At 52.0% G+C, this 16,384-nt stretch carries 14 protein-coding genes; 8 read left to right on the top strand and 6 right to left on the bottom strand.

The window, feature by feature from the left end:
- Positions 1-40: 40 nt before the first annotated feature.
- Positions 41-340, top strand: coding sequence for a type IV secretion protein IcmT (locus HND56_03225; protein ID QKK04758.1), 300 nt, complete (start codon positions 41-43; stop codon positions 338-340).
- Between the two features lie 86 nt (positions 341-426).
- Here the strand turns inward: HND56_03225 and HND56_03220 are convergent, their stop codons facing one another.
- A complete protein-coding gene (locus tag HND56_03220) occupies positions 427-2,193 on the bottom strand; it encodes a tetratricopeptide repeat protein (GenBank protein ID QKK04757.1) in 1,767 nt (588 codons plus the stop codon).
- Positions 2,194-2,368: 175 nt separating this feature from the next.
- On the opposite strand from HND56_03220, the gene HND56_03215 reads away from it, so the two are divergent.
- Entirely contained in the window at positions 2,369-3,400 is a 1,032-nt protein-coding gene (locus tag HND56_03215; protein ID QKK04756.1) for an endonuclease/exonuclease/phosphatase family protein, read from the top strand.
- On the opposite strand, the gene HND56_03210 is transcribed toward HND56_03215, so the two are convergent.
- Positions 3,397-5,730 carry an NADP-dependent malic enzyme gene (locus HND56_03210; GenBank protein QKK04755.1) on the bottom strand — a complete coding sequence of 778 codons (2,334 nt, stop codon included), beginning with the start codon at positions 5,728-5,730 and terminating at the stop codon, positions 3,397-3,399. The genes HND56_03215 and HND56_03210 overlap by 4 nt on opposite strands.
- Positions 5,731-5,838: 108 nt before the next feature.
- Here HND56_03210 and rnd point away from each other — a divergent pair, with 108 nt between their 5' ends.
- The gene (rnd, locus tag HND56_03205) at positions 5,839-6,993 is read left to right on the top strand and encodes a ribonuclease D (GenBank protein QKK04754.1); all 1,155 of its coding nucleotides are present in this window, start codon (positions 5,839-5,841) and stop codon (positions 6,991-6,993) included.
- Between the two features lie 19 nt (positions 6,994-7,012).
- Here the strand turns inward: rnd and HND56_03200 are convergent, their stop codons facing one another.
- On the bottom strand, positions 7,013-8,269 hold the full coding sequence (locus tag HND56_03200) for a hypothetical protein (protein ID QKK04753.1): 1,257 nt from the start codon (positions 8,267-8,269) through the stop codon (positions 7,013-7,015).
- A gap of 18 nt (positions 8,270-8,287) precedes the next feature.
- The gene (locus tag HND56_03195; GenBank protein ID QKK04752.1) at positions 8,288-8,671 is read right to left on the bottom strand and encodes an acyl-CoA thioesterase; all 384 of its coding nucleotides are present in this window, start codon (positions 8,669-8,671) and stop codon (positions 8,288-8,290) included.
- Positions 8,672-8,789: 118 nt separating this feature from the next.
- Between HND56_03195 and parE the strand changes: the two genes are divergently transcribed.
- The 5 genes from parE to dnaA all read left to right on the top strand — a co-directional run bounded on the left by parE (position 8,790) and on the right by dnaA (position 14,867).
- Positions 8,790-10,787, top strand: coding sequence for a DNA topoisomerase IV subunit B (gene parE, locus HND56_03190; protein ID QKK04751.1), 1,998 nt, complete (start codon positions 8,790-8,792; stop codon positions 10,785-10,787).
- Positions 10,788-10,914: 127 nt separating this feature from the next.
- Positions 10,915-11,721: a hypothetical protein gene (locus HND56_03185; protein ID QKK04750.1), complete on the top strand. Its 807-nt coding sequence runs from the start codon at positions 10,915-10,917 to the stop codon at positions 11,719-11,721.
- Between the two features lie 74 nt (positions 11,722-11,795).
- Positions 11,796-12,065, top strand: a complete 270-nt coding sequence (locus HND56_03180; protein ID QKK04749.1) for a YggT family protein — start codon at positions 11,796-11,798, stop codon at positions 12,063-12,065.
- Between the two features lie 33 nt (positions 12,066-12,098).
- The gene (locus HND56_03175; protein ID QKK04748.1) at positions 12,099-13,013 is read left to right on the top strand and encodes a bifunctional methylenetetrahydrofolate dehydrogenase/methenyltetrahydrofolate cyclohydrolase; all 915 of its coding nucleotides are present in this window, start codon (positions 12,099-12,101) and stop codon (positions 13,011-13,013) included.
- Between the two features lie 360 nt (positions 13,014-13,373).
- The gene (gene dnaA / locus HND56_03170) at positions 13,374-14,867 is read left to right on the top strand and encodes a chromosomal replication initiator protein DnaA (protein ID QKK04747.1); all 1,494 of its coding nucleotides are present in this window, start codon (positions 13,374-13,376) and stop codon (positions 14,865-14,867) included.
- An 84-nt stretch (positions 14,868-14,951) separates the two neighbouring features.
- On the opposite strand, the gene HND56_03165 is transcribed toward dnaA, so the two are convergent.
- Both HND56_03165 and HND56_03160 read right to left on the bottom strand, forming a co-directional pair.
- The gene (locus HND56_03165) at positions 14,952-15,452 is read right to left on the bottom strand and encodes a hypothetical protein (protein ID QKK04746.1); all 501 of its coding nucleotides are present in this window, start codon (positions 15,450-15,452) and stop codon (positions 14,952-14,954) included.
- A 39-nt stretch (positions 15,453-15,491) separates the two neighbouring features.
- The gene (locus HND56_03160; GenBank protein ID QKK04745.1) at positions 15,492-16,283 is read right to left on the bottom strand and encodes a hypothetical protein; all 792 of its coding nucleotides are present in this window, start codon (positions 16,281-16,283) and stop codon (positions 15,492-15,494) included.
- Positions 16,284-16,384: the final 101 nt, after the last annotated feature.

Below are 16,384 nucleotides of genomic sequence, written 5' to 3'. Positions count from 1 at the left end.
TAAAAGCTGTTGAAACAACGCAAAGCATAAAGGTAATCCCATGGCGAAAGAAGAAACGGAAGTCGTCCTGATTCAAACATGGCACTGGCGTAACAGCCAGAAGACTCCGCGTTTCTGGCGTTTTGATGCGCGTGCCGGCCTTGTTCTGCTGCTGGTTGTTCTGTTTCCGCGGAAATGGACGATTGCCGTCTTTCTTCTGGTGAATATTACCTTCTGGCTGCTGGAGCGCAAAGGCCTGACCTTTACGGCTGCTTTACGCGCCATGCGTGTCTGGCTCATCGGGCCGAAGCGCCCGGCTTATTTCTGGACAGACCGCCGCAAATTGGGCGATCAGGAATAACAGATTAAAAAAAACGGATCACAGCAAAACGGCCTTTACTGATAAAGGCCGTTTTCTTATATCGCTTCATCCCTGCGGTATCTGTTTTAGCGGTGAAGCATGGCTTCGCGTTCCGCCGTGACTGTTTTCGGCTGTTTTCCCGGATTTTGCCCCGGCAAGCCGGCTTCCAGTTTGCGGTAAATACGTTCCTTGTCGCTCTTGGCTTTTGCCAAATTATAGGCGCGTTCCCACTGGAAACGTGCCTCGACACGGCGACCGACACGCCAATAGGCATCACCGAGATGGTCATTAATGGTCACATCATAAGGCACGCGTTCAACAGAATATTCCAGCCATTTCACCGCTTCGTCCAATGCGCCGGTCTGATACAGCGCCCAGCCGTAACTGTCAGTGATATAGCCGTCTTCCGGGCGCAACATCACAGCCTTTTTGATCATTTCCATCGCACGCTCAAGATGCAGCCCCTGATCGACCCAGCTATAGCCCAAATAATTTAATACCAGCGGATTTTCGGGGTTCAAATCCAGCGCTTTCAGCAAATCCTGCTCAGCCATATCCCAGTTTTTCAGACGCTCCTGCGACATGCCGCGTGCGTAAACAACAAACCAGTGTTCGGATTTCACATCGCCGATCCGCCCCAGCGCACGGCTATAGGCACGCACGGCTTCGGCATATTGTTCATTCCGGCGGTAAATATCGCCCAGATAAATCAGACTGTCGGCATAGCTTTCTTCTTCATCTGCGGCATCCGACAAAATCGCAACCGCCTCATCCTGATGCCCGCCCGCCTCCAGCGCTTCCGCCAGTTTCAGCCGCGCAAAACGCATCATGCCCGATTCATCCCCGACGGCGGTATAATATTTACGCGCCGCATGATAATCGCCGTAATGCAGCGCAATATCCCCCAGCATCATCGCCACAAAAGGAGACTGCGGTGTCAGCACTTCCGCCAGACGCGTGTAAATCAGCGCGCTGTCATAGGCTTCGCGTTCATATAATAATGTTGCCAGCTCGAACAACAGCAAAGATACGGCATCACGCGGGTCAGATGCGGATTTCCCGACAACCTCCGCCATATGCGAGAGTGACAAGACGCGGTAAGGGTTACGTTTTTCATTCAACTGGCCGTAAATCAGCTTGGCTTTTTCCGTCCGCCCGTCCCGCTCGTAAAAGCTGGCCGCCGTCAAAGCCGCATAAACGGTGTAATCTTCTGCAGCCATAACCTCCAGATAATAATCTTCCGCCTGTTTCTTATCGCCGTGATATTCCGCAATTAATGCGCTGTGCAACAGATACACCGGATCACGGTTAAAGGTTTCAATCTGCGCGGTGACTTTTTCCAGCGCCGCCGGAATATCCTCCTGCATTACCAGCACCCATGCCTGAAACAGCGGCTTGGCATATTCGTTAAAGCCGCCGCCATTCAACATTTCAGTATAGCCCCATGCAGCCTGCGCATCGCCGCGCCCCATGGCATCGGCGACCAGAATAACCGTTGCCAGTTCGGCATTTTCACCGCCTGCAACCAATTGTCGCGCCAAAGGCAGGGCACGATCCATATCCCCGTCGCCAAGTGCCAGCAGAAAGCTCCGGTGCAGCAGGTTTTTATTACCGTCATCCATGCCCAGAACCTGATTCATGTAATAATTGGCCGCGCTCCAGTCGCTTTGGTTTTGCGCAAAACGTCCCGCCAGATAAGCACCGGTCAGCGTGGCTTGACGGTTATCCAGATAAGAGGGCGTTGCGGCATATTCGGAGCTGTTCGTCCGGGCATCCTGATGCACACAGGCCGTCAGCAGAAATAAGCTGAAAACAATGCCCAGATAGGATGATTTTTGAAGAATTTTGTGCATTTCTCCCCCTTGCGACAGGCGGAAAACCACAGAAACAGCGCAGTTTTCCATGATTATATGATCTCAAAAAAACCTTAAGAAAAGTAAAACAGCCGGAAAAAATTGGTAAGTTTTCCTCAAAGCCTTTAAGATTTAATGGAATCATATAAAAATCAGAAAAAAAACGTAATAAAACATGCGGATAATAAAAAATCTTTGCGGCAGTTTCATGCTGGGCAGCCTCTATTTCCTGCTGCTGGCCTGCCTGATTCCTTTTCTGCCGCTGTCACTCTGGTTTTTTGACCTGATTGCACATTTCCAAAGCTATTATTTTGTACTGTCCTTGCTGTTATTTTCGGTTGCCGCGCTGTTATGGTGCAAAAAAACACGGCGAAAAAACCGCATTCTGCAGCAGTTTCTGGGCGTGTCCCTTCTTGCGCTTTTGCTAAGCGGCGCCTCGCTTGCCCCTTATATGCCGCGTCCGCAAAAGGCGGTTGATAACGCCGATGCGCCGATACTAAGGCTGATGCAGGTCAATGTCTTCAAATTCAACCGGAAACATGACGTGTTGCTGCATTTCATCCATAAATACAAACCCGATCTTATCACAATTGCCGAGGCCACACCGGAATGGCGGGATGCCTTAAAAGAATTGACGGCGGCAAAAGACGGCTGGCCCTATATGATTGATCAGGCCAAGCCGGGCAGTAACGGCATGCTGGTCCTGTCACGTTATGAATTTACACAGCAGGAAAGCCTGTATCCGGCAACGGACACGCACCCTGCCATCCTGTTCCGCATCACAGTCAACGACCGGGATATTCTGATTGCCTCGCTGCATCCGTTATCGCCGGTCTCGAAAATGCGCTTCAAACACCGTGACAGCTATATGGACGGGGTTGCCGCATCCCTGCAGCAGGCGCAGGACGGGCCGGTGATTGTCGCGGGTGATATGAACATGACAATGTATACACCCTCCTATAAAAGCTTTCTGCGCAAAACAGAATTGCGAAATGCCCGCAACGGGCGCGGCTTATACCCGACATGGCCGGTTTATGTGCCGCTTCCGACACGGTTCAAGACGGAGAATCTGATGATCCCGCATCTGCTGCGTATTCCGATTGACCATGTTTTCTATAAAGGTGATATCCGGCTACTGGAATTCACGGCGCTGCCCGCCATCGGCAGCGACCATCTGGCCACGCTGACGCTCTTTTCCGTACCTTAGGCCTTCTTGCGCTTACGCGCAGGCTTCGCCGGTTTCTGCGTTTCCAGTACCATACTGCCCTGACTCTGCGCACCGACCGTCGCCACAGCCGTCGCATTGACGATACCGCGCGCCGTCACAGACGGTGTCAGAATATGGGCGGGTTTTTTTGTTCCCAGCAGCAAGGGACCGATCACAACGGCATCGCTCAGCACTTTCAACATGTTGAAAGAGATATTTGCCGCATCAATATTGGGCATCACCAGCAAATTCGCCGTCTCCGTCAAACCGCAATCCGGGAAGATCAAATCACGGATACGTTCAGACAGCGCCGTATCCGCCGCCATTTCACCATCAACTTCAAAATCGGGGTTTTGGTCACGGATCAATTTTGCGGCCAGACGCATTTTCTGCGCCGAGGGATAATCATGGCTGCCGAAATTGGAATGCGACAACAGCGCAACACGCGGGGTAATCCCGAAATGACGGATTTGCTCCACCGCCAGCATCACCATCTCGCTGATTTCCTCTGCCGTCGGATCGGGGTTCACATAGGCGTCACAGATGAAATATGTACCGGTCGGCATAATCAGAACATTCAACGCCGCGGCATGTGTAAGACCCTCGCGCAGCCCGACGGTATGGATGATATTTTCAAAATGTGCATTGTAACGCCCGATCGTGCCGCAGATCATCGCATCAGCTTCGTTCTTGTGCAGCATCAGCGCACCGATCAGCGTATCACGCGTCCGCACATGGGTTTTGGCGATGGCCGGCGTAATGCCGCTACGGGCACGCAATTGGTAATAGGTCTGCCAATATTCATCATAACGCGGATCAAACTCGTTATTGATCAGCTCGAAATCCTTACCCGGTTTCAGGCGCAGACCGGCACGGCGGATGCGTTCAAGAATAACGGATTCCCGTCCGATCAGAATCGGGAAAGCCATACCGTCATCCACAATCGTTTGCGTGGCATGCAGCACACGGAATTCCTCACCCTCGGCAAAAACAACGCGTTTCGGACTGTCCGATGCCTTCGCATAGACCGGGCTCATTAACTGGCCGGATTTAAAGACATAGCCGCGCAAATGGTTGCGATAGGCCGCAAAATCTTTGATCGGGCGTGTCGCCACGCCGCTATCCATTGCCGCTTGCGCGACCGCCATCGGCAGCTCGACCACCAGACGCGGATCGAAAGGTTTGGGGATAATATATTCAGGGCCGAATTCCAGCGTTTCATCATTATAGACACGCGCGACCTCTGCCCCGACCTCGGCACGGGTCAGTCTTGCCAAGGCGTTGACACAGGCAAGTTTCATTTCCTCATTGATCGTCGTCGCGCCGACATCCAATGCTCCGCGGAAAATATAAGGGAAACACAGCACATTATTCACCTGGTTCGGATAATCAGAGCGCCCTGTCGCGATCACGGCATCCGGGCTGACCGCACGGACATCCTCCGGCATAATTTCCGGCACGGGATTGGCCAGCGCCATAATCAACGGTGCGTCATTCATGGATTTCACCATGGATTTGTTCATCACATTCGGCCCCGACAGGCCGAGGAACACATCCGCCCCCTTAATAACCTCTGCCAGAGTTCGGGCATCGGTTTCCTGTGCATAAGGCGCTTTATAGACATCCATACCTTCATTACGGCCTTTATAAACAACGCCGGCACGATCGGTTACAAACACGTTTTCCCGCGGCAGCCCCAGACCGACAAGAATATTCAGACAAGCCAGTGATGCCGCACCTGCGCCCGAAGCGACCAATTTGACATCATTGATATCGCGCCCCGACAGATGCAGCCAATTGGTAAAGGCCGCGCCGACGATAATCGCCGTGCCGTGCTGGTCATCATGGAAGACCGGAATTTTCATGCGTTCGCGCAGACGTCTTTCCACCTCGAAACATTCAGGCGCCGCGATATCTTCCAGATTGATACCGCCAAAGCTTGGCTCAAGCGAGGCAATAATATCAACCAGCTTATCGACATCTTTTTCGTCAATTTCGATATCAATGGAATCCAGCCCCGCGAATTTCTTAAACAGAACCGCCTTCCCCTCCATCACCGGCTTGGCCGCCAGCGGGCCGATATCGCCCAGTCCCAGAACAGCCGTCCCGTTTGTGACCACGGCGACAAGATTGCCGCGCACAGTATAATCACGTGCCTTATCAGGGTCTGCCGCGATTTCCTCGCAAGGTGCCGCCACGCCCGGGGAATAGGCCAGAGACAAATCCCGTGCCGTCACCAATGCTTTCGTCGGGTTGATGGTGATTTTCCCGGGGCCGTTCGGGTGCATATGGTATTCCAGCGCGCTTTGGTATAGCCGGTCTTTATTCATTGGGGAACCTCCTTCGTGGCTCTAATATTCCGCCTATGCTAATCTAGCATGGCATGCTATAAAACAAAGTATAAATTACCTCAGTTTCCAACACTTCTTGCGAAAATAATGACAAAAACCATCACACAGCAAGCCGACCTGAAAAAATTCTGTGACGGGCTACAAAAAGAGAGCTTTATAACCGTTGATACGGAATTTATCCGCGACAGCAGCTATTGGTCCAAACTGTGCCTGATACAGATTGCCGCAGGCAGTGACAAAAAGAACTATGCCGCGATTGATCCTCTGGCCGAGGATATCAATCTTGCCCCCTTTCATGCGCTGCTGATGAATAAAAAAATCCTGAAAGTCATGCATGGCTGCCGTCAGGATATCGAGATTTTCTATCACGAATTCGATAAAATGCCTGTTTCCGTCTTTGATACGCAAATCGCCGGCATGGTCTTGGGATTCGGTGACCAGATCGGCTATGAGAAACTGGTCAAAAGCTTTCTGGGGAAAGCCATTGATAAAAGCTCGCGTTTCACCGATTGGAAAAAACGTCCATTGAACCCGCAGCAGCTGGATTACGCCTTGTCGGATGTGACCTATCTGCGCGACATTTACATCAAAATGGCCCCCATGCTGGAGGAAAGCGGGCGTGCGGAATGGATTGCCGAAGATCACGAGGCTCTTCTGAACCCCGCAACCTATGATGCCGACCCGAAAAACGCATGGAAACGCCTGAAAATCCGCACCGAGAAAAAAGATGTCATCGCCCGCCTGCAGGCTTTGGCGGAATGGCGTGAGGAAGTCGCGCAACGCCAGAACCGTCCGCGCACACGTATCATGCGCGATGATGTCATGCAAAATCTTGCCATGCACAAGATCAACACCCGCGATGATTTCGACAAAATCCGCCGCTTCCCGAAAGATATCGCTTCAAAAGATCTTGATCTGCTGCTGGACAAAATCAAAAAAGCGAAACCGCCTGCGGATATTCCGCAACCGCAAAGAAGCCGCGGCTTATCAGATCAGGCCGCCGCCATTATCGAATTGCTGCGTGTGTTGATGAAATACACCTGTGAAGAACACAAAATCGCCCCGAAACTGCTGGCCAATGCGCAGGATCTGGAAGAGATCGCCCAGAATGACCGCGCCGATGTTCCGGCTATGCGGGGCTGGCGTTACGATATTTTCGGGCAGAAAGCGCTGGCCTTGAAACACGGCGAGCTGGCCGTGGCCATCAAGGGCGGCAAGGTCAAATTCTTCCCGCTTCCCTGATACATACCCGCATGCAATCTTACAGAAAACTATCCTTAATGATGGCATAGGCGCGCATATTACGCGCCCAGTTATAGAAGTCATTCGCTTCCAGCGGTGTCATCATGTAAAAGATCACATACCATTTGCTATCCGCCATCACCAGCAGCCGCAGCTCCTGATCCTGAATTCCCCGTTCAGCCTCAAAACCGACAATATAAATTTCTTCCCGGATATAATCGAATTCCAGCGGCCCGTAGCTTGGCTGGGATGATTTGATTTCCTTGACATACAACCCGTAGACCTCCTCAAGACTTTTCTTAAGAATTTCTATTTCCGTTGGCAAATCCGTATCTTTGGAACGTTTAATGGCGGTAAAATGCATCAGCCCGAAAACCTTATTTTCTTCCGCCTGATTATGCAGTTCAAAACTTGTTTTAATACCGTCTTCGTTGTAACGGGTACGGTTGCGCACCCAGCTGGCCGGGTATTGCATTTCCAGCAATTCGCCGCCCAGATTATCGCGGCGCCATTCTTCAATCGTACCGGATTTGGGAAAGACCAGCGCAAGCGTATCCACAGCCTGTTTCTGCAAAACACTATACCATTTGACAAAACGCTGCGGCACATCAAAACGCGCCAGCGTCACCATATTGCCGTGAAAAATGGCGCGGGCATATCCGGCATAGGCCGCCTCGTCACGCACATAGACGAAATGCGCATTTGCATTGCGCAGATCCTTGCCCTCGACTTCACCGCTCAAGGTAAAACCGTTGACCAGCAGATAATGGCGCAGCCAATGCGCCGCATCAATCTCATGTTCCAGATTCTTGGCCTGAATGGTCATAGAGGGGCGGACATCGGCAATCGGCGGTGCCATGAATGTCGTAATATGCGACATCAGCCTTTTGTGCAGCTGGACACCCTGCTCCATATGCTGTGTTCTTTTGTCCCATGTTTCGGGAAGACGCAACCGATAGGATAGCGTGGTCTCGTTATAGGGAACTTCGTGAATTTCCACCGTGTATTTCTGGAAGCTTGCCTCGTCCTTGATTTTAAAATCCGGCAAATCGCCAAGACTCTCAACTGCGGAGACAGGTTTATCCTTGGTAAAAAGATCGGTGATGGAAGATGCGGCATCATGATGCATCGCATCGCGATCCCGCGATTGTTTCATGCCCTTCAGTGACCATGCTGCGGCAGAGCCTGAAAAACCGCCCAGCGCCAGACACAGCCCCAGCGCCATCACGCAGAATGCTTTTCCGATAAATTTTATTTTTCCGTTTTCCTGCGTCATTTTACCCCTCCGGTATTCTCAGGTACTGTCTTTCGGTATTTGCACGGGGCGGCGATTCTCGTCAATTGCGACATAAGTGAACTGCCCTTCCGTGACTTTTATTTCCGTTTCTTCGTCGCAACGCCGTGCCCAGCTTTCAACCTGCACCGTCACCGAGGTATTGCCGACACGTACCAGCTCCGTATAACAGCTCACCTCGTCCCCGACAAACACCGGTTGGTGGAAGGTCATCGCCTGTACGCCGACCGTTGCCACGCGCTGTGTTGCCGTCTTTTGCGCCAGAACACTACCGGCCAAATCCATCTGTGACAACAACCATCCCCCGAATATATCGCCGCGCGGATTGGTGTCAGCAGGCATCGCAATTGTGCGCAGCGCGGGTATTCTTTCAGTCTGATCCATATTCGGCGGTTGCTTCCGTACTTGTTTTCAATACGACGTTCATATTATATTATCTCGCATACAGTTTTATCAAAGGTTAATCTGACCTCAGTCCGGACGAAAGCAGAAATAAAAATAAATGACCGAGCTTTTTGACAATACCGCAAAACAATCCGGCGACAGCTATACGGCGACGGATATCGAAGTACTGGAAGGGCTGGAGCCCGTCCGCCGCCGTCCCGGCATGTATATCGGGGGCACGGATGAGCGCGCCCTGCACCACCTTGTCAGCGAAATCATGGATAATGCGATGGATGAGGCCGTTGCCGGTCACGCATCGCGTATTGAAGTCTCGCTTGCGCCGGATAATCTGGTCACTATCAGCGATAACGGCCGCGGCATCCCGATTGACGACCATCCGCGCTTTCCGGGAAAATCGGCGCTGGAAATCATCATGACAACGCTGCATTCGGGCGGTAAATTCGGCGGCAAGGCCTATCAGACATCAGGCGGTTTGCACGGTGTCGGTGTCTCCGTCGTCAATGCTTTAAGTGATCATCTGCGCGTGGAAGTCGCCCGCGATAAAAAACTTTTTGCACAGGAATTTTCACGCGGTGTGGCACTGGGCAAGCTGAAAGACCTTGGGCCTGTCAGCAACCGGCGCGGCACGACCGTCAGCTTTCACCCCGATCCGGAAATTTTCGGTGAAACAGCCGCATTCAAACCCGGCCTGATCTATAAACTTGCCCGTTCGAAAGCCTATCTGTTCAAAGGCGTGGAAATCCGCTGGTCCTGTGACCCGTCACTGCTGGAAGAAAATGCGGAAACGCCGCAGCAGGAAACCATACATTTTCCAAACGGCATTCTGGATTTCCTGTCTGCCGAAATCGCGGGAACGTCACTGGTCACGCCGCAGCCTTTTTACAATATGGCGGAATTGCCGGATGGTGCGGGCAAAGTCGAATTTGCCGTGACCTGGCCGACACATCCCTCCCATGCGTTTATCCGCTCTTATTGCAACACCGTTCCCACCCCTTTGGGCGGCACGCATGAAACCGGTTTGCGCTCTGCCTTGATCAAAGGCCTGAAAAACTATGCCGAGATGGTCGGGCAAAAACGCGCCGGTATTCTGACCGCCGATGACGTACTGGGCACAGCGGCGGTGATGCTGTCACTGTTTATCCGCGAACCGCAATTTCAAGGACAGACGAAAGAAAAACTGGTCTCCGCACAAGTGCCGCGTCTGGTCGAATCCGCCATACGCGACCATTTCGATCACTGGCTGACCGGTAATCCGCAAATGACGGATGAACTGCTCGCCCATGTGCTGGAAGTTGCGGAAGAGCGTCTCAGCAAAAAAGAGGAAAAGACGCTGTCGCGTAAATCCGCGACACGCAAATTGCGCCTGCCCGGCAAACTGTCCGATTGTAGCCGCAAATCCGCCGAAGGCACGGAGATTTTCATTGTTGAGGGCGACAGTGCCGGCGGTTCCGCAAAACAGGCGCGCGACCGCGAGACACAGGCCATTTTGCCGCTGCGCGGTAAAGTCCTGAACGTCGCCAGCGCCACCGCGGAAAAAATCCGCGCCAATCAGGAAATCAGCGATCTGCTGCAAGCGCTGGGATGCGGTACGGGCAAGAATTTCGATCTGGACAAGCTGCGCTATGAACGCGTCATCATTATGACCGATGCCGATGTTGACGGCGCACATATTGCCGCATTGCTGATGACGTTTTTCTACAAGGAAATGCCGGAGCTGATTGAAGCGGGATGCCTGTATCTGGCCATGCCGCCGCTTTACAGACTTGCCGCGGGCGGTACGAGTTTTTACGCCCGTGACGATGCGCATAAGGATGAGCTGATGCAGACGGTTTTCAAAGGTAAGAAAAAAATTGATATCAGCCGCTTTAAAGGTCTTGGTGAAATGCCCGCCAGACAATTGAAGGAAACCACGATGGATCCGAAAAAACGCGGATTACTGCGCGTGGTTCTGCCCAAAGAAGACGCTGTGGAAGGCGAATCAATCGCGGTGGCCACCACGGGTGATCTGGTCGAACAGCTGATGGGCAAGCGCCCCGAGGCCCGTTTCCAGTTTATTCAGGAGAATGCCCGCTTTGCGCAGGATATCGACATCTAAAAATCTTCCCTTTTCATGCGGTTCCCGCATTTTTATTATGTCAAAACCTTGACAAATACACTCTGTTCATGTATTATGTTCTTTATAGAGCAAATGCAGGAATTGTGCCTTTAAGGGAGTGTGGGTCATGGACCAGAAGAAATACCGTAATGTTGGAAGAAATTTTAAGCATAGCCTGATGATCGGGGTTGCCCTGACAGTCGGCGCTATGACATTTGCCCCGTCACAAGCGCATGCGCAAAGCGTCGGCGACGGCGTCAAAGAAGAAGTTGTCACCGAAGTCAACAAAACACTCAAATCCTGGCTGGGCGGCGCATTTAAAAGTGCACGCGAACGTATGGAACATGACCGTAACGAACGTGATGCCACCTATAAAACCGGAACAACGGCGAATCAGAGCGCCCAGCGCGAAGCCATCATCAACGGTAGCGGTGCCAATGGCGGCGGTGGCAACGGCGGCATGATTACAACCCGTACAATCTCGGTTGATACGCGTAGCGGCTCCGGCAACAGAAGCCCCAGCCACACCGTCAACAGCTCCATCCGTTCCGATAACAAAACACAGGCGCAAATCGAAGCACAGCGCCAACGCGATCAATATAATATGGAGCGCCAGATCGTACAGACTCAGGTACAGCAGGAAATTCAAAGTATTCGTAACGGACCGAATGAGCAGCTCGCACTTTTGCAGGCGCAGAACGAGGCATTGAGGTTGCAACTGGAAGCGATGAAGCTTCAACAAGAGCAGCAGAACAACAGCGGCAGCTCTTATTACCAGCCCGGCAATAACGGCGCAGGCACACAGACATTGAGCCAGCGCGATCAGCAAATGCTGCAAAATTGTGAGCACATGAAAGATAACGGTGCGACCGTTCTGCCGGATAGCTGTAACAATCTGCTGAACAGCACATTCCAGATCACGACACGCCGCTAAGTTCCCTTGAGGAATTGCGCAGCTTCGCCTAAAGTATCCCTAAAGAAAATAATTTTTACGGGAGGCGTGTTGCCGTGTTTATCACCGATCTTTTGATACTGGCCTTAACAGTCTATCTTTACATTATTATTGCCTCTGTCATCGTCAACTGGCTGGTGATGTTGCAGGTTCTGAATATCCGCAATCCGATCGCAAAAAAGATCAATGATCTGCTGACCCGCGCAACCGACCCCGCCTATAAACGTATCCAGAAGGTTCTGCCCCCGGTGGGCGGGTTTGATTTTTCGCCTTTGATCTTGCTTATCGGCATTACTATGTTACAAAGGCTGCTATACGGGCTTTAACCTATCAATATATGCGGCGGGGCGGTTATGGGCATGACACAACAAACAGCAACACATCAGGCAGATATCATTGACGGACGCCATGAGGCCCGCAAGCTGGAAAGCAAAATTGCAGCCGCAGCCGCTGCGCTGAAAGCGAATCATGACATCACCCCGACCCTGGGTGTCATCCTTGTTGAAGGCAATCCCGCCAGCGAAATATATGTCCGTAAAAAACGCCAAAAGGCAGAATCGCTCGGCATTAAATCCATTGTCAAAACCCTGCCGCAGGAGACGTCTCTGGACGCGGTCGAATCGCAAATCTCCGCATGGAATAGCGATGATTCGGTGCATGGCATTCTTTTGCAACTGCCGCTGCCCGGACGCCCCGACCCTTACGATCTGCTGCAAAGAATTTCTCCCGATAAAGACGTCGATGCCCTGCACGCCCTGAATGCCGGCAAACTGTTCTGGCAGCAGACGGGGCAGCCGATGCCCTGCACGCCGACAGGCTGTCTGATTCTGCTGGAAAGCGCCGTGACAAATTTTGACGGTCTGCATGCCGTTATTGTCGGTGCCTCGCCGCTGGTCGGGCGGCCGATGGCGCAACTGCTGCTGCAAAAAAACTGTACCGTCAGTATCGCCCATTCCAAAACGAAAGATCTGCCCGCTCTGACGCGTCAGGCCGATATCCTTGTTGTCGCAACAGGGAATGCGGATTTGATTCGCGGCGACATGATCAAACCCGGCGCCACCGTCATTGATGTGGGAATCAACCGTCTTGCCGATGGCCGAATCACAGGTGATGTCTGTTTTGAAGAAGCGGAAAGAATCGCCGGTGCCATTACACCTGTTCCCGGCGGTGTCGGACCAATGACAATTGCCTGTCTGATGGCCAATACTGTGACGGCTGCTTTTCGTGCAAATAAGCTGCCGTTAGAATCACTTTTCAAATCTTCGAAAAATTGACGCTGAGAATTCCCGAAAGCAAAAAACGGCATCGCTTTGTAATAAGAATAAAATACCTGTTCCGTACCCGGACAGCAGGAAAAAAATTATTTTCGTAATACATGATTTCCGCGTTTTTTGAACCGCCGCATGAATTTCACCCCAAAAACTGTCAAGATGTTTTTTTGCCATTTTATGCTGTTTTTTTGTATTTCCTGTCTTGTCAGACAGGGGGGTTTCTGTGTACTTTCTTTTTTATCCTATAGACACAAAACAACGTGGCAGGCGCGGAAATCCGCCGTTCCGCAAACGGTATCCTTGTGTCTTTTTTAAGGGTGTATTGGATTAACGGAAGCATTTAAAAAAGGCATTTGAAAACACATGTTGCACAGCAAACACTCATTGGCACATGACACGACTGCCTCTTCCGCTAACGGCCAGGGTTCCGATTTTTCCATCGACCATAAATGGGAACACATCTCCAAACTTTTGAAAAAACAGATCGGCGACACCGAATTCCGTAACTGGATCGGCCCGCTTTCCGTTTGCGCGGTACAAAACCGCGTGGTCGAAATTGCCGCCCCGACACGCTTTGTGCGTGACTGGGTTGCCATGCACTATGCCGATAAAATCAAACGCATCTGGGAAGCCGCCTATCCCGGTGACGTCATCGGTATTGATATTATCGTTGCCCCCGAATTCAGCACACCGATGGAGGCCGCCAATGCCGCCACGGCCAATGACGGGGAACAAACCGGCGGCAAAACTTCTTTGGCACAAAGCTACGCAAAAGACGACGGGCAGACAGAAGAATCAAGCGAAGTAAACAACACCCACTCCCCGCGTATCCATTGTGCCTTGGACCCTCGATTCACCTTCGGCAATTTCGTTGCAGGTGAATCAAATGAACTGGCGCTGGCCGCCGCCAAACGTGTCGCAGAAAGCAGCACAGTCTCTTTCAACCCGCTGTTTCTTTACGGCGGTGTGGGGCTGGGCAAAACGCATCTGATGCACGCCATCGGCTGGGCCGTTCAGGAACAGAACCCCACACGCAAAGTGATGTATATGTCTGCGGAGAAATTCATGTATGAATTTATTCTCTCGTTGCGGCATAAAGACACGGTGTCGTTTAAGGAGATGTTCCGCTCCGTTGATATTCTGATGATTGATGATGTGCAGTTTATCAGCGGCAAGACCTCGACGCAGGAAGAATTCTTCCACACCTTCAACGCTCTGATTGACCAGAATAAGCAGATCGTTATTTCCGCCGACCGTCCGCCCTCGGATATCGACGGTTTCGGCGAAAGACTGCGGTCACGTCTGGGCGGCGGACTTGTGGCGGATATCCATCCGGCAGATGAAGCCCTGCGTTTGAAAATCCTGAAATCCAAACTGAATCAGATGCCCGCTGTCAGCGTGCCTGAGGCCGTTCTGGTATTTCTGGCCGAGAAGATCACCTCCAATATTCGCGAGCTGGAAGGGGCGCTGAACCGCATTGTCATGCATACGGAACTGACGGGGCGGGAAATGAGCCTTGCTGCCGCACAAACGGTTCTGCAAGACCTGTTGCGCGCCTATGACCGCAAAATCACCGTGGAGGATATCAAAGCAGGTGTCGCCAAACATTACGGCACCCGTCCCGCCGATATGGATTCGCCGCGCCGTGCGCGCGCAGTGGCGCGTCCGCGTCAGGTGGCGATGTATCTGTCCAAAATTCTCACACCCGCCTCCCTGCCCGATATCGGACGGCAATTCGGCGGTCGTGACCATACAACGGTTCTTTATGCCACACGCAAGATCGAAGAGCTGATGACCATCGACCCCGCCCTCGCGGAAGATGTCGAAAAGCTGAAAGCCTCATTACAGCATCTCTGATTATTCTGCACATAAACGACACATAAAATAAAAAAGAAGCCGCGTGATGCGGCTTCTTTCTTTATATTATCAATGCCGGAATGTTTATTCCTCACCGCCATTGCGTGCATCATATTCCTCTTTGGCGCGCGCCATGGCCTCTTCCTGCGCTGCTGCGCGCTCCCGTATTTTCTGTTCACGCTCGATCTTATGCGCCTTTTGCCGCTCTCTATAGGCCAGCAATCTTGCTTCGTGATCCGGCGTTCTTTTTCTGGCCGCCTTTTCCTCTTCAGGATTGCTATAGCCGTTATAAATACTGCCGGCACGCCCTTTATTGTCGCGGGGCGCACCATAAGAAATCGGCCCCGTCTGTTGCTGCTGCTGGCGCGTGCGCGTTTGCGAGCGTTGATAACTGCTGCGGCTGCTGTCCGGGTTATAGGGGACAATAACACCGCCCCCGTAAGCAGGCTTGGCATCGCGTGAAGACTGACGGGGGGCATTATTATTCGGATCCAATACAAAACTCTGCGCTTTCGCACTCAGCACAGGAGCTGTTCCTGCCAAAAGTACGGCCACCGCACCACATAGTATTGCTTTCTTCACCATCCCGGTCCTCACTTTCCAAAATAATCCGGTTACATTCTTTTACAACTGCCTGCGCAATGTTTTGCGCGCATCTTCCACCATTTTAATGGCGCTTGTTAATTCCTTGTTGCGCCGCTCGATATATACTTTCGGCAGCCCGACTTTTTCCTTCACACGTTGCGGAATATCACGCTCCATCTGATAACGGTCAATCAGTGACGCAAAAAAGTCATCCACAATCGCCGCGGTTTCCTTGCGTTCCTTCGCGTTTTTTGTCGTTTCCAGCACATTCATCGCTTTTGTGATTTCAAGCTTGGCGATATATTCCGCAGAAGATAAACCGTCTTTGCGCAATGTCGGCTCTTTCGACAGGGCATCAATGACAAAAGGCGGCAAAGAGACATTCTCCAGAATGCTGTCCTCAATCGTAAAGCTGCCCTCATTGCGCACCATCGCCATCATTTTCAGATCATTCACCGAATAGGGTTTCCGGCGCGCTTTGCTTTCAATAGATGCCGGCTTGACCGAGCTTTGCATATTTTGCGGGGCTGTTGTCTGCCAGGGCGTGCCACGTGCCGTTCTGCGTACATCCGGCTCCACAGGCTGCGCCGGATTTTTCTCCACAATATCTTCCGGCTGTTCCTGCTGGGAGCGTCTGCCCGGCAGCCATCCGGGAATCAGGCCGCGGTAACCCGGGCGCTCCTCTTCCACTTTTTTGCGGGCCGGATCTTTCTGTTGCGGAACCAAAACCCCCGGATAAGCGCTATCCTGCGCCATGACCGGTGTTTTCACAGCGGCAACCCCGCTCATCAGCGCGATTCCCACACAGGCAATAATCAGTTTTTTCTTCATCCTTCAACAACCCGTTTTATCTAACATCCAAACCCAGTAAGGCTATACGGTGTACAGCCGTATTCGCGCATATGATTGTTATCATAGCGCGAAAAAAAACA

It is taken from the genome of Pseudomonadota bacterium (assembly GCA_013285465.1).
GTDB lineage: Bacteria > Pseudomonadota > Alphaproteobacteria > Micavibrionales > CSBR16-224 > CSBR16-224.
The sequence above is the reverse complement of the archived record's forward strand: the minus strand, read 5'-3'. Positions and strand labels throughout refer to the sequence as shown.

Bases quoted from the DNA above. Each gene is read 5' to 3' on its own strand.
- HND56_03220 (QKK04757.1), bottom strand. From the start codon at position 2,193: ATGCACAAAATTCTTCAAAAATCATCCTATCTGGGCATTGTTTTCAGC.
- HND56_03165 (QKK04746.1), bottom strand. From the start codon at position 15,452: ATGGTGAAGAAAGCAATACTATGTGGTGCGGTGGCCGTACTTTTGGCA.
- HND56_03185 (QKK04750.1), top strand. From the start codon at position 10,915: ATGGACCAGAAGAAATACCGTAATGTTGGAAGAAATTTTAAGCATAGC.
- HND56_03215 (QKK04756.1), top strand. From the start codon at position 2,369: ATGCGGATAATAAAAAATCTTTGCGGCAGTTTCATGCTGGGCAGCCTC.
- HND56_03160 (QKK04745.1), bottom strand. From the start codon at position 16,283: ATGAAGAAAAAACTGATTATTGCCTGTGTGGGAATCGCGCTGATGAGC.
- parE (QKK04751.1), top strand. From the start codon at position 8,790: ATGACCGAGCTTTTTGACAATACCGCAAAACAATCCGGCGACAGCTAT.
- HND56_03200 (QKK04753.1), bottom strand. From the start codon at position 8,269: ATGACGCAGGAAAACGGAAAAATAAAATTTATCGGAAAAGCATTCTGC.
- rnd (QKK04754.1), top strand. From the start codon at position 5,839: ATGACAAAAACCATCACACAGCAAGCCGACCTGAAAAAATTCTGTGAC.
- HND56_03175 (QKK04748.1), top strand. From the start codon at position 12,099: ATGACACAACAAACAGCAACACATCAGGCAGATATCATTGACGGACGC.
- HND56_03195 (QKK04752.1), bottom strand. From the start codon at position 8,671: ATGGATCAGACTGAAAGAATACCCGCGCTGCGCACAATTGCGATGCCT.
- dnaA (QKK04747.1), top strand. From the start codon at position 13,374: ATGTTGCACAGCAAACACTCATTGGCACATGACACGACTGCCTCTTCC.
- HND56_03210 (QKK04755.1), bottom strand. From the start codon at position 5,730: ATGAATAAAGACCGGCTATACCAAAGCGCGCTGGAATACCATATGCAC.
- HND56_03225 (QKK04758.1), top strand. From the start codon at position 41: ATGGCGAAAGAAGAAACGGAAGTCGTCCTGATTCAAACATGGCACTGG.